We start from the raw sequence: 13461 nt of genomic DNA on the forward strand, positions 1-13461 counted from the left end.
TGCCCAGCCGACGGCAAACATCCGTTGGAACCTTTTGCCCGCCTGCCGTCACTCATTGCCCAACAAACAAAACGGCAGTCGATTGACCCGTCACCGTGCCCGGCTTCACCCATCAATACCCTAGTGAGATTCACCGCATGTTCTCCCCAGCAATGATTTTGCCCCTCGATCGACGCTTGAATCTGGCGAGCGATACCACACCGACCAAGGAACCTCGCTCATGCCTATGAATCCCGAGCTGAAAAAGCATCATTTCGATTTTATCGTCTGTGGCGCGGGAACCGCTGGCTCCGTCGTGGCCGGACGGCTGGCCGAGAATCCCGAGGTGCAGGTGTTGCTCATCGAGGCAGGAGGCAGCGATGACCATCCCCACGTGCAGGAACCGGGAAACTGGCCGCTGAACCTGGGCACCGAGCGCGACTGGAACTTCGTGGGCGCCGCGAACCCTCATCTCAATGACCGGAAAATCCCGCTGAATATGGGCCGCGGCTTGGGGGGTGGGTCCAGCGTCAATGTCATGTTGTGGGCCCGCGGTCACAAAAACGACTGGGAAGACTTCGCCGAACTCAGTGGCGACCCGGCGTGGAACTACGCGTCGGTCCTGAAAATTTATCAACGCGTGGAGGACTATCGGGGTACCTGCGATCCGGTGCGTCGCGGCAAGGGCGGACCGGTTCATGTCGCGCCTGTGCGAGACGCCCAACCGATTGCCAACGCCATGATCAGTGCGGCTGCCGGCATGGGCATACCGGCTTTCGAGAACCCGAACGGCGCCATGATGGAAGGCCGCGGAGGTGCGGCCCTGAATGATCTCATCGTCAAGGACGGCCGGCGTAATTCCATCTACCGCGCCTACGTCGCTCCACGCTGTGGCCAGCCCAACCTCACCGTTCTGACCGATACGCTTGTCAGCCGCGTGCTGTTCAGGGACCAACGCGCCATCGGCGTGCAAACCATACACAATGGACAGGCCGAGTGCTTTTACGCCGATCACGAAGTGATTCTTTCGCTGGGGGCGGTCAACACACCCAAGGTCCTGATGCAATCAGGCGTGGGGGCGGAGGAGGAATTGCAGCGCCATGGCATTCCGCTCGTCCAGCATCTGCCCGGCGTTGGTGCCAATCATCAGGACCACGTTTCCTTTGCGGTTATTTTCGAATACGCGGCTCCACAACCGGTGGGTTATGGCGGCTCGGAGGCAACGCTCTACTGGAGCAGCGAAAGCGCTTTGCATCTCCCCGACATGTTCCACTGCCAAGTTGAATTTCCAGTGCCCAGCGCAGAGACCGCCTCACTCGGCGTTCCCGCACATGGCTGGACAATGTTCGCAGGCCTTGCCCATCCGGAAAGCCGCGGCAGGGTCAAGCTCAGCGGCCCGAATGTGACCGATGCCCCGATCATTCAGCCCAACACGCTGTCGCATCCCACCGATCGGCGCAACGCGCTGGAAAACATCCGTTTTGTCCAGGAACTGGGCGCACAGGCGCCCTTCAAGGGCTTGGTCAAACGTGAAAGCCTGCCTGGAAAACTCAACACCCAATCGCTCGAACATTACGCGCGCAACGCTGCCGTTACTTACTGGCACCAATGCGGTACGGCAAAAATGGGCCAGGACGCGATGTCCGTGGTCGATAGTCAACTGCGCGTCTACGGCGTCCAGGGCCTGCGCATTGCCGATGCCTCCATCATGCCGCATGTCACGAGCGGCAATACGATGGCCCCGTGCGTCGTGATCGGTGAGCGGGCCGTGGAAGCTATACGGTCCACTTACGACATTTGAGCATCAGCAGGCACCGGCGACTCGGTTCGAACCAGCCACCCGCCGAGGGCTGCTTCGAGCCGAATTCAGCGCGAGAACCAGGCCTTGCTTGAATTGAATGCGTGTGCGTCAACCCACCCAATGAGTTTTACCACGGTCCTAATCATGATTTCAGATATGCATAAAAAACCCAGCGTCGCGCACTGGACGGGCAGAGTCCTGGGCGCTCTGGTGGTGTTGGCATTACTTGCCGACGCCGGTGTGAATCTTTTCGCTCCTCAAGTCCTCGCAAAAAACATGGAGCTGACCGGATTCCCCGATCACCTCTCCTCTGTCATTGGCAGCATCATCCTGGTTTGCACGGTGCTCTACGTGATTCCGAGAACCGCCGTGTTGGGTGCAATACTGGTGACCGGATTCCTGGGTGGTGCCATTTGCACCCATTTGCGCCTGGGAGAATTCGGCTCTGCCTCGCAGCTCATCAGTGCGCTGTTGGGCATTGCGGCCTGGGCTTCGCTTTACCTGCGCAGCAATGCCGTCCGTTCCCTGCTGCCGTTGGTTGAAAGCAAAGGGCGGAAATCACGTTTCTGAGTATCAGAGATTGATGGACACACGCGTGCGATTGCATTGACCCCGCCGATCAAACAGCCGCGCAAGTCCAGTCATGAGCTCCTTTGGTTGGCCGCATCCAGCCAATTTTTTACGCGCTCCTTCGGGGCGCGTTTTTTTCGGTGCCATCACCCACGGTTTCCGACCAGAAGCATGACGCCGCATAGAAAGCCTGCTCAGGTCCGTCGCGCCAGTCTCTCATTGCCGGCCAGGTTGGCCCGGGCTATGTCGGTAAACGCCTTGAGCGCTGCAGAAGGGTTACGCCGGTTCGGGTAATACAGGCATAAGTTGTCTCGCGCCGGCGTCCAGTCCTCCAGGATCCGCTCAAACTCTCCGCTCTCGATTTCAGCCTGGACATCCTGCTCCATGAAAAAACCGAGGGCCACGCCTGTCCCGACTACAGCTTTGGCGAGGCCAGACTCATCCAGAGTGAACTGCCCGTGCACATCCAGTCTGATGACCTCCCCGTCACGTTCCAGGTGCCACGGGTAAATAGCACCGTTGGGTAGGCGGATCCGTAAGCAGTGATGCGTAAGAAGATCGGCGGGAGTCCGAGGTCGGCCGTGCACCTCGAAGTACGCTGGCGAGCCCACGATGGCGTAACGTTGCGGGCGGCCTAGGGGGATGACGATCATGTCGCTGGGTACCAGATTGGCAGACCGCACGCCAAGGTCGAAGCCGTCAGCAACGATATCCACCAGGCGCCCTTCGGTAACCAGATCGATATGCACCTTTGGGTAGCGCTGCGAAAACTCCAGCAACAGCGGCATCAGGGTCGTTCGAGCGGCACTTGCAAACGCATTGATGCGCAAGACTCCCGAAGGTCCGACATTGTGCGAGCGCACCGCCTCGAGCGCCGCGCGGACGTCTTGAAGCGCCGGCCCGACTTGCTCCATGTACATCCTGCCGGCCTCGGTGAGCGACACGCTACGTGTCGTGCGATTGAACAGCCGCGTTTCAAGGTTTGACTCGACCTTGGCGATGGTATTGCTCAATGCCGTGGTGGAAACACTCAGGTCGATAGCGGCTTGTCGAAACGACGCCCGCCGCGCCACGGCCGTTACCGCTTCCAACTCATTGAGCCCGACACGAAGATCCGCCATCTGATTATCCTGTTTATCGGGATTGGTCATTACATTTATGCCAGTTGAGCAAACTATCCCGTAGGCCGCAAGATCGCTGGGTGTAATCAATTCCCGACAGAAAGGAGCCGCTTATGAAATTCAGACTTCCCAGCGTCGTCGAGCAGTACTTCGACATCAGCAATGGCGGCGACGCGTCACGCCTGGCGACGTGTTTCAGCGCAGACGCCACCGTGCTTGACGAAAACCGGACACACACGGGGATCGATGCGATCGAGGCCTGGCGGCGCGAAACGCAACAAGCCTTCGCGTTCCAAGTCGAGCCAATCGAGGTTATCCAGGGTTCGGGCACGTTGAACGTCACAGCTCGGGTGACCGGTGATTTCCCAGGCAGCCCAGTCCAGTTGAACCACCTGTTCACGCTAGCGGATGGCCGGATCCGCGCGCTGGAGATTACCCCATGAATCTTGGTTTGAAAGACAAGCGCGTTTTAGTCACCGGCGGCACCAAGGGCGTCGGCAAAGCAGTCGTCGAGTTGCTGCTCGAAGAAGGCGCAAAAGTGCTGACCTCGGCACGCCAGGCGACCCCCGAGATACCGCCAGACATGTGCGTTCCGGCTGACCTGTCGACCCGCGAGGGTTGCGCGACGCTGGTGACCGCGACCAGGCGGATATTGGGAAACGTCGACATCATCATCCACGTATTGGGTGGCTCATCGGCGCCGGGTGGCGGTTTTGCGGCACTGGATGAGGAGCACTGGCAACGCGAGCTGGATCTGAACCTGTTTCCCGCCGTGCGTATTGATCGTGCCTTGCTGCCGGACATGCTCGAACGAAACGAGGGCGTCATCATCCATGTGACTTCCATTCAAAACCGGCTGCCGCTGCCTGAAGCAACGACCGCTTACGCGGCTGCCAAGGCTGCGCTCTCGACTTACAGCAAAAGCCTGTCGAAGGAGGTTTCGCCCAAAGGCGTGCGTGTCGTCCGGGTTTCGCCGGGGTGGATTGAAACCGAGGCGTCGGTCGCATTGGCTGAGCGCCTGGCAAAGGAAGCAGGTACCGACTATGAAGGCGGCAAGCAGATGATCATGGACGCACTAGGCGGCATTCCTCTCGGCCGCCCCTCGAAACCTGCCGAAGTGGCTAACCTCATCGTCTTCCTGGCCTCGTCTCGCGCGGCATCTATCACGGGAAGCGAATTTGTCATCGATGGCGGCACCATTCCGACGACGTCATAAGAAGTGTGGGGCGGCCTCGACGGTCCGCCCCTGACCTTCAGGAGCAGATTCCCGAGGCTTGCGGAACCAAATCGCTCGGGAGCTCGGACGAAGGCAGTAAATCCTCGCCGACTTATATGGCGCAAATTCATCGGGCTGACGTGGGAACCGGCATAACACTATTGACCACTCATCTGATCGAACCAATTTGCACAAGCGCATGAGGAGAGAATCAAATGATACCGGTTGCAAGTAACTCTTACGTGTTCCGTGGTCACTTGCGGCAGGAGCAAGCCATCGAGCCTGCCAAGACTTCGGCTCAATCCGAGCACGTCGCTAAACTTTCACCCGCACATTTGAGTAAAAAGACCCTTGATGCTTTTAAAGAGACCTCCCCGACAAGATACAGTCGGCCATTACCCATATGGCTGCCGACGCCATTGCAGATGGAACGCTGAATCTCTACTCAACTGAGCACAACGAGGCAACATTCAAGCTATTGCTAAGTCAAGGAAATACCAGCCCGGGCGAATTGCTCGTGCATGCAAGAAAGAATGAGCAACAGCGCTACGACATTTTTGAACTCAAACATAAATCCTATGCATCGGGCCCCACCGAAACCGTCGTGCTCATGGAGCGGTCGCATGAAGCCGTCCGTTCGGCTACCCCTCAACAAGAGGCGATGGAAAAATCGGAAAAAATAAACTCCTTGCTGTCGAAGCTGGGCGCCGGTTTTCACAAACAGAATCTTCCCAGGCTGAGCGAGTATGCTCGAGAGCAGATTCAGAAAAGAGATGCTCAATTCGTCGGCGAGAAGGTGGATAAAGAAGACGTTCGTCAGCGCTATCAAAAGCTTGAACAGGAAAACCGGCAACTGCCTCCTGCACAAAGAAAAACAGAAGAAGAAATGTGGAAAAGCGCAATAACTGGGGCGGCACTTTTAAAGCGCTCTGGCCTCTCTGCCCGCCATCGCATGTCACTTCGTGAGGGGAGAGGTCCTCTGGAAGCGAAAGCAAGGGCGGCATTGAGTGTCCTCCACGTCCCTATCGGTATTGCACGCAAAGCCTTTGCATCCAAACAAGTAAACGTCGACAAGAAGGAACAAGAAGAAAAACGCAGACTTGACTCATTACCTAGTGAAAGAAACAAAGGGGTCATCGCGTCGCGTCCGAAGCGAGATAGCCTGGAGTCGCTGGCTCTTAGTGATGTATCACTGGGGCCAGACAACAGGCTATCCACAAGACCGAGTCGCGTCGAGCCCGATGCCCCGGATGATTTGACGATCAAGGCCGGCGCCGAGGCTTATCAAGCACTCTCCTCAGAGAAACGTGCGGCGCTAGATGCGATTTTAGAGCTTATCGAAAACCATGGAGAAGCCGCATTGCCAGACCTTTCTAAAGAAGCACGACATTCCCTCAACGAGTTTCGCGAGCTGTCCTCCCGACTTTCCTTCGTGGCCACCGACGGTGGTGAGCCAGTAATCTTGTAGCCACCCATCGTCCTGCGCAATGGCTCCGCAGCGCCGTCAAGAGCAACAGGCACCCGCCAACCGAGTCGCTTCATCACCGGATAAAACAGTGCCTGTCGAGCAAGCGCCCTTGAATAAACCCGTACTGCCTGTCACATATGAGCAAATGGATCGCTGGGTCGCCTCGATACAACCGACGCTTCTCGAAGAAGCCTTCAGCAGCATCATCGGCATATTGCGAGGCGGCGCCCCCTTGGCGTTGATGGTCTCGCACGCCACTGGCGTAGAACTGGCCTTTTTGCGCTACTACCGGGCGGATCGAAGCGTGACCTGGGACTCATCGGTCCCGCTCCCTCCGCCAGGCAGCAAGGTGCTGCTCTGTGAGGACATCGCCGGCACCGGGCATACCCTGAAGGACTGCGTGGCGTTTTTGCAGCAGCGGGGTTTGAACGTCAGGATCTTCACTGTCGGCTTCGACGATCTAAGCGGCATTCGCCCCGATTACGGGCTGGACGGGCGAGGATATTTCTTGCAGTTCCCTTGGGAGCGCCAAGCCGTTACCCGCGCTTATCGCGATCGCTGGAACGCCACCGGTGGTGGATGCACCGGCAGGATGGCCCATGACCATGATTACGACGTGTACGCCATCGACCTCGACGGAATACTGCTTCCGGATATCCCGCTCCAACGTTATGCGACTGACTTGAGCGCGGCGCTTGACGAGCGCGACCGCCTCGAGCCCTTCAAGCAGCTGCCGCCCCTGGGGCGAGTGAAGGCGATTATCACCGGGCGCCCGGAGATGGATCGCCTTCGTACACAAGCCTGGCTAAGCCAGCACGGCCATGACGGGACACCGCTGATCATGAGAGATACGCGCTCGTGCAACGACAGCCCGGAACAGGTTGCCCTCTACAAAGCCCGGGCATGCGTACAGTTGGGATGCACGCACTTCGTTGAAAGCGACCCGACACAAGCGATCCTGATCGCGCAGCAAGCGCCTTTGCTGCGGGTAATCTGGTGGGACGCCGGGTGCGGTCGAGGAAGATTGATCGGCGCGGCAGACTGGAAACACGGCGCCCCAGGGGCGCCAGGTTCACTGCTTAATATTCAGCGCAAACCATAGGAGTAAATCCCCAGGTCATTGTTGTCGAACCAATTGCCCTTGGCCCAGATCACCCGATCCTGCTCTGCTTGAAAGCCGACGATGCCCAGGTAGCCGTCGATGGCGAGGCGGTGCCAGGAACGTCCCCAATCCTTGGAATAAAACACCCCATCGGCGGAAATGCTCGCATCCGACCACCCGTAGAGCCAGCGCGACGGACTGTGTTCGCTGGTGGTATTGATCAACAGGCTGTTGTGCCCCACCCAGAAATTCCCGCCGCGCAGCCGAGTGTCCGAAGCCAGCGGATCGAACACGCTGGGCAGTTCGCCCATGGGACGCCAAGCCAACGCGGCTGTATCCAGTTCGGCGACGACGTCTTGCCCGCGCTCGCCCTGGTCGATCAGGCCCATCACCCGCCCAGCATCGTTTTGCACCAATGCATTGATGAACAGGTCGTCGTCACGCTGGACATCCACCACCTGCCACTGCTCGGCCTTGCGCAGCAGTCGAGCCCGTGTCGTGACGTTGAAGGCGATACTGTCGCTTACGCCATCGGGATTGCTCCCCCAAAATTGTTGTGACACCCAGATAAACGCGTGCTGGGCATCCAACTGGAGGACATTCGTCCGGACTTCGCCATAAGCGCCTTCGCTCGTGCGCCATTCGGTAATCTCCGGTCGTTTGTCCAGCAGGTACTCGGCGGACACCAGCAACGGCTCGGTGGAGAATATCGGGGTACTGGTCGCACCGCGATCAGCCGAATAAAAAATCCCCGTGGAGATGGCCTCCGTCGTCTCCGCGCCATTGTCATCGTCGGCGCCGCTCGGCCGCCCCCAGGCCCAGACCTCATCCGTTCCATGGAAATACGGTTCCAGGTTCCAGGCCAACTGATCGGCGTCGGCAAACCAGCCTTTCGCCAACCAGGTCCAGCGCTTGCCTTGATCGTCGCTGCGAAAGACCACGGTCTGGTTGATGCCGTCAGCGGTTGGGGCTTCGGGCCGATCAAGGCCCGTGAGCAGGAACACACTGCCCCCATCCGGACTGGCCACCAGGCAGGCTGCCGCGCTGACATGCGCCACCAGTTGAAATTGACCCTGGGCATCCAGGCGAGAAATGAATGAGGTTTCGTCGTCACCACGGGAGAGAAAACTGGAAAAGGCCCCAGGCTCCTGCGCCTCTTTATCCTTGTCCTCGACCGGCTTGCCATAGACCACGGCATCCAGGTCCACCACGTCGGCAGAAGGCTCCAGCTGTCTGGCGTCGCCTTCCAGCCGCCCGACCAGCCAGGTGCCCTGCTTGGTCACGACCACGCCCGTGCAATACTGGGTCATCGCCCGCAACCGGGTATCCTTCACGGCGCCCACTTGCTGCTGGTCAGGACTGTCACCGCCCCACTCCAGCTTGGCGCTGGTTATCATCCACATGTACCACAGCGCAGCGCCGCCCAGCAGCGCGACAAACAGAGTAGTGAACAGCTTTGATCGAGGCATCAGGGGGTCCGTTTCCATGACAATTGCGAAGCTTTTCTCATCTCTTCGCTTCGGAGTAAATTTTTATTGCACGAGAATCGACGAACCCGGTCGCATAAATATCAATGCTGTGACTCAGGTTCCATTCTCCGAGTGACACCGTTTCGCCAGAAAAGCCTCAACGCGTTGAGCAGACGCAAACAAGGATCGCTCCATGCCCCCACGCTCCGTTCCCACCACCCCATTGCCTGAAGACACCGGTTTCGTCCGGGTACGTGGCGCCCGCGAACACAATCTCAAGAATGTCGACGTGGACATCCCCCGCAATGCCCTGGTGGTGTTCACCGGTGTGTCGGGCTCCGGCAAGTCGTCGCTGGCCTTCTCCACGCTCTACGCCGAGGCCCAGCGCCGCTATTTCGAATCCGTCGCGCCCTATGCGCGACGCCTGATCGACCAGGTGGGCGTGCCGGATGTAGACAGCATCGAGGGCCTGCCGCCGGCGGTGGCGTTGCAGCAACAGCGCGGCACCCCCAGCGCTCGATCGTCAGTGGGCAGCGTCACCACCCTGTCGAGCCTGATTCGCATGCTCTACTCCCGCGCCGGCAGCTACCCGGCCGACCAACCGATGCTCTACGCCGAGGATTTCTCGCCCAATACGCCGCAAGGAGCCTGCCAGGAATGCCACGGCCTGGGACGCGTCTACGAAGTGACTGAGGCGTCCATGGTGCCCGATCCGGCACTGACCATCCGCGAGCGCGCGGTGGCGGCCTGGCCCATGGCCTGGCAAGGCCAGAACCTGCGGGACATCCTGGTGACCCTGGGTTATGACGTCGATATTCCCTGGCGCGACCTGCCAAAAAAGCAGCGCGACTGGATTCTTTTCACCGAAGAAACACCCACCGTTCCCGTGTACGCCGGGCTTACCCCGGCCCAGACTCGGGCGGCCCTCAAACGCAAGCTCGAACCCAGTTACCAGGGCACGTTCAGCGGCGCCCGACGTTACTTGCTGCACACCTTCATGCACTCCCAAAGTGCCCAGATGCGTAAACGCGTGGCGCAATACATGCGCGCCAGCCCCTGCCCCCTGTGTGAAGGCAAACGCCTCAAACGCGAGGCATTGACGGTCACCTTCGCCGGCCTGGACATCGCCGAACTGTCCCACCTGCCTTTGCTGGAACTTGCCCAGGTGCTCAAAGAGGTCGTGGCACCGGTTTATCTGGAGCAAGCCGAAGAACCAGGGGAAGTCCTTACTCATCGGCAAACCCGAGAGGCTCGTGAGCAACGTGCCGCCCGGGGCGACAACCCTCACGCCGGAGGACCGGACGCTCGCCATACCCCCAACCTTTCCCTGGAAAAGCGCCTCGCTGCCCAGCGCATCGCCGCTGAACTGCTGGAGCGGATCGTCACCCTCATCGACCTCGGTCTTGGCTACCTGGCCCTGGAGCGCAGTACACCGACACTGTCCTCCGGCGAGTTGCAACGCCTGCGCCTGGCGACCCAACTCAACTCCCAGCTATTCGGGGTGATCTACGTACTGGACGAACCCTCCGCCGGCCTGCACCCGGCCGACAGCGAAGCATTGTTCGATGCCCTGCAACGCCTCAAGGCTGCGGGCAATTCGGTGTTTGTGGTCGAGCACGACCTGGACACCATGCGCCGTGCGGACTGGCTCATCGACGTGGGGCCGGATGCCGGTGAGCAAGGCGGGAAAGTCCTCTATAGCGGTCCACCCGCAGGCCTTGAACAGGTGCCTGAGTCACGAACCCGCGCCTACCTCTTTGCCGAAGATCACGCCGCTGCACGCAGCCCCCGAGCACCCAAAGACTGGCTGCGCCTGGAAGGCATCACTCGCAATAACCTCGACAACCTGAGCGCAGCCTTTCCTTTGGGCTGCTTCACGGCAGTGACCGGCATCTCCGGCTCGGGTAAGTCCAGCCTCGTCAGCCAGGCCCTCTTGGATCTGGTGGGCGCTCACCTGGGTCAGGCCAGCCCGACCGCCGACGCCGATGAACAAAGCCTTGAGGATGAACCGGTGCAAACCAGCGGCGGTCGCGTCAGTGCTGGCCTCGACGCAATCAAGCGCCTGGTCCAAGTGGACCAGAAACCCATCGGGCGCACCCCGCGCTCCAACCTCGCCACCTACACCGGGCTGTTCGATCACGTTCGTAAACTGTTCGCTGCGACGGAGCAGGCTCGAGAACTGGGATTCGATGCCGGACGGTTTTCCTTCAACGTCGCCAAGGGCCGTTGCGAGACCTGTGAGGGTGAGGGCTTCGTCAGCGTCGAATTGTTGTTCATGCCCAGCGTGTACGCGCCCTGCCCTACCTGCCACGGGGCACGCTACAACCCGCAGACCCTGGAAGTGAACTGGCAGGGGTTGAACATTTCCCAGGTGCTGCAATTGACCGTGAACCAGGCACTCGAGGTGTTTTCCGAGCAAGCGGCGGCAAGGCGTTCGCTGCAAGTGCTGCAGGACATCGGCTTAGGCTATCTGCGCCTGGGCCAACCGGCCACGGAACTGTCCGGCGGCGAGGCACAGCGGATCAAGCTGGCGACGGAGCTGCAGCGCAAGGCCCGAGGAGCGACTTTGTATGTGCTGGATGAGCCGACTAACGGGCTGCATCCCCAAGACGTCGATCGTCTGCTGGTGCAATTGAATCGACTGGTGGAGGACGGTCATACGGTGGTTGTAGTGGAACATGACATGCGGGTGGTGGCCCAAAGTGACTGGGTCATCGATGTCGGCCCGGGGGCTGGAACCCAAGGCGGAAAAGTTGTGGTCTGCGGAAGTCCGCAGACGGTGGCTGGATGCGGGGACAGTCGAACGGCAGCGTTCCTCAAAAGAGCTCTACAGCTTGAAAATTAACGCTTTTGTGAATGTTTCTCACCGTCTCGGAAAAGTTGTCTATACTACCTCCCAGTTAATCGTTTCAGTAGTCGAACTTAACTGCGGCCTCACGGTTCAAAAAGCGTGAGGCTATACATGCCAGGAGGCGCAATGACATCAACCTTGTTGAGAGAAATAGAGTTTCACGGAGGGACGAGACACCCTTATCGCTCCCTGACGCGATCCCCGATGAACGGGACAACACCCGATAAGCCGCGCCTCTTCGGAGCGCTGACCAGGGCTATAAAACTCGCCTGTGGTTGTTGACACCAACGCTATACAACTTCGAATTCCGCTTGGCGTGCCATAAGGCAAAGCGCCTGGCTACGCCATGGTTTACATCGAATTTTTTCGAGCGTGTCTATTATGCTCAATCCCATCTCAAGCCACCTTTTAAGTTTAATTCAAGAGGTGGAAAACAACCTGCCGGGTGTCAACAAAAACGAGTACACCGAAATACTCGGGTGGATATTCGCAAAACTGGGCATCAACAAATTTGCCTATGTTCACTTGGAACCCACACCTTTCAACAACTCGAAAATCTCCATCCACAGTAATTACCCCGCCGAGTGGGTTGAAACCTATCGCAAGAACTCACTCTATAAATCAGACCCGGTCATGGCCAACGCCGCCATTACTGCCAACCCGTTCTTCTGGGATGAAATCCCACAAGAAGTAGACAATAATCCCGAAATATTCGATCAGTCAGCCTCCTACGGCATCCAGCAAGGGTACACCGTTCCGATTCATGAACCCGGCAGATCCTTCGGCTCCATTCATTTATCTTCCGAAGAAAATGATCCGGATTTCCCCATTATTGTCCGGTCGAACCTGGTGATCATACAAACCCTCAGCATCATCGCCAACCAGCACCGCCCCGTGGAAGCCAGCATTGAAAGCAATCTAAAACTTTCACCCAGGGAAATTGAATTCCTGCGCTGGCTCGCACTGGGAAAAAAACTATAAGGAAATAGGCTTGATCATGAATATCACCGAACGCACGGTGAAATTTCATGCCAGGCAGATGACTGAAAAACTGGACTGCACCAATGTCAAGCAAGCGATGTTTAAAGCCGTCCAATTGAACCTCGTTTAAATCACCCTGCCATTATCCACCCAGCCCGCACTTCCTCGTCCATTTTCGCGCCGATCCAACTGCCCGGATCCGACGCCACGTCCAGCTTTAATGAGCGTCGTACACTCAAGCAAACCCCACCTGTGACGCGATATTGAAAAGCATGCCACATGCGAATAATCCAATGACCAAGGAAATCGCTCGACTTAAAAATCTCCCCGATACAATCGCATGCAATTTACGACCACAAAAGGCGCCCGCCGCGATCCAGATAAGCCCCACTGGGAAAATAGTCACCGAAAATAACAACATGAATGACAGGTAACTATCCAGCGACAAAAAAGTGCCTGCAGGCGCAACGAATGAAACAAAGAACAGCCCTTTGGGATTTGTCAGCGTTGCCACGAACAGATCAGGCACTGTAATACCTGCGGGAGCGCCTGTTTCATGGTCTTTTACCGAGAACCACAGTTTCAAGGAAATATAAAACAAGAAGCAAACGGCAAAAATCTTGGTTGCGACCACTACCCACGAATGGTCGGTAATCAGCAGATCAATGAACACCCCCCACATTGTCATCTGAATAATGTAGGCCAGCCACTCTGCGCCAACGAACTTCATTGAGCGGGTATTGAAGCCCCTGTTTATGCCAGTTTGCAGCAACAATGAGTTCGTCGGTCCCGGAACCAACAATACTGTCATCAGCGTAAGCGCAATATAGTTCATAGCATTATCCATTGCAGGAGCCTCGCGACTCATTCTTCAGGGTCAGATCAATCCATTATTTTCCATAC

Annotated in this window: 12 protein-coding genes; 9 read left to right on the forward strand and 3 right to left on the reverse strand. The window is 58.1% G+C overall.

The genetic code is table 11. From position 1 onward, the window contains the following. Positions 1 to 220: 220 nt before the first annotated feature. Complete coding sequence (locus LOY70_RS15745; RefSeq protein WP_265028354.1) at positions 221 to 1780, forward strand: GMC family oxidoreductase; 1560 nt, start codon at positions 221 to 223, stop codon at positions 1778 to 1780. Between the two features lie 144 nt (positions 1781 to 1924). Then, a complete protein-coding gene (locus LOY70_RS15750) occupies positions 1925 to 2350 on the forward strand; it encodes a DoxX family protein (protein ID WP_265028355.1) in 426 nt (141 codons plus the stop codon). Between the two features lie 194 nt (positions 2351 to 2544). Here LOY70_RS15750 and LOY70_RS15755 read toward each other — a convergent pair whose 3' ends face one another. Next, positions 2545 to 3501 (reverse strand): LysR substrate-binding domain-containing protein, encoded by a 957-nt coding sequence (locus tag LOY70_RS15755; protein ID WP_265028356.1) that lies wholly within the window; start codon positions 3499 to 3501, stop codon positions 2545 to 2547. A gap of 83 nt (positions 3502 to 3584) precedes the next feature. Between LOY70_RS15755 and LOY70_RS15760 the strand changes: the two genes are divergently transcribed. The 4 genes from LOY70_RS15760 to LOY70_RS15775 all read left to right on the forward strand — a co-directional run bounded on the left by LOY70_RS15760 (position 3585) and on the right by LOY70_RS15775 (position 7257). After that, positions 3585 to 3914 (forward strand): nuclear transport factor 2 family protein, encoded by a 330-nt coding sequence (locus tag LOY70_RS15760; RefSeq protein WP_265028357.1) that lies wholly within the window; start codon positions 3585 to 3587, stop codon positions 3912 to 3914. Further along, positions 3911 to 4687: an SDR family oxidoreductase gene (locus tag LOY70_RS15765; RefSeq protein ID WP_265028358.1), complete on the forward strand. Its 777-nt coding sequence runs from the start codon at positions 3911 to 3913 to the stop codon at positions 4685 to 4687. The genes LOY70_RS15760 and LOY70_RS15765 overlap by 4 nt, the downstream gene beginning before the upstream one ends. Before the next feature lie 403 nt (positions 4688 to 5090). Beyond that, positions 5091 to 6155: a hypothetical protein gene (locus tag LOY70_RS15770; RefSeq protein ID WP_265028359.1), complete on the forward strand. Its 1065-nt coding sequence runs from the start codon at positions 5091 to 5093 to the stop codon at positions 6153 to 6155. A gap of 145 nt (positions 6156 to 6300) precedes the next feature. After that, entirely contained in the window at positions 6301 to 7257 is a 957-nt protein-coding gene (locus LOY70_RS15775; RefSeq protein ID WP_265028360.1) for a phosphoribosyltransferase, read from the forward strand. Here LOY70_RS15775 and LOY70_RS15780 read toward each other — a convergent pair. Further along, the gene (locus tag LOY70_RS15780; protein WP_265028361.1) at positions 7242 to 8726 is read right to left on the reverse strand and encodes a hypothetical protein; all 1485 of its coding nucleotides are present in this window, start codon (positions 8724 to 8726) and stop codon (positions 7242 to 7244) included. The two genes, LOY70_RS15775 and LOY70_RS15780, sit on opposite strands and share 16 nt — an antisense overlap. A 193-nt stretch (positions 8727 to 8919) precedes the next feature. Here LOY70_RS15780 and LOY70_RS15785 point away from each other — a divergent pair, with 193 nt between their 5' ends. The 3 genes from LOY70_RS15785 (at position 8920) to LOY70_RS15795 (ending at position 12688) form a co-directional block, all read left to right on the forward strand. Next, a complete protein-coding gene (locus LOY70_RS15785; RefSeq protein WP_265028362.1) occupies positions 8920 to 11571 on the forward strand; it encodes an excinuclease ABC subunit UvrA in 2652 nt (883 codons plus the stop codon). 387 nt (positions 11572 to 11958) lie between these two features. Then, positions 11959 to 12558: an autoinducer binding domain-containing protein gene (locus tag LOY70_RS15790; protein WP_265028363.1), complete on the forward strand. Its 600-nt coding sequence runs from the start codon at positions 11959 to 11961 to the stop codon at positions 12556 to 12558. A 10-nt stretch (positions 12559 to 12568) separates the two neighbouring features. Beyond that, positions 12569 to 12688, forward strand: coding sequence for a LuxR C-terminal-related transcriptional regulator (locus LOY70_RS15795; RefSeq protein WP_413776605.1), 120 nt, complete (start codon positions 12569 to 12571; stop codon positions 12686 to 12688). A gap of 105 nt (positions 12689 to 12793) precedes the next feature. On the opposite strand, the gene LOY70_RS15800 is transcribed toward LOY70_RS15795, so the two are convergent. Further along, positions 12794 to 13393 (reverse strand): LysE family translocator, encoded by a 600-nt coding sequence (locus LOY70_RS15800; protein WP_265028365.1) that lies wholly within the window; start codon positions 13391 to 13393, stop codon positions 12794 to 12796. Between the last annotated feature and the right edge of the window lie 68 nt (positions 13394 to 13461).

This window comes from Pseudomonas sp. B21-054 (assembly GCF_026016345.1).
Lineage (GTDB): Bacteria > Pseudomonadota > Gammaproteobacteria > Pseudomonadales > Pseudomonadaceae > Aquipseudomonas.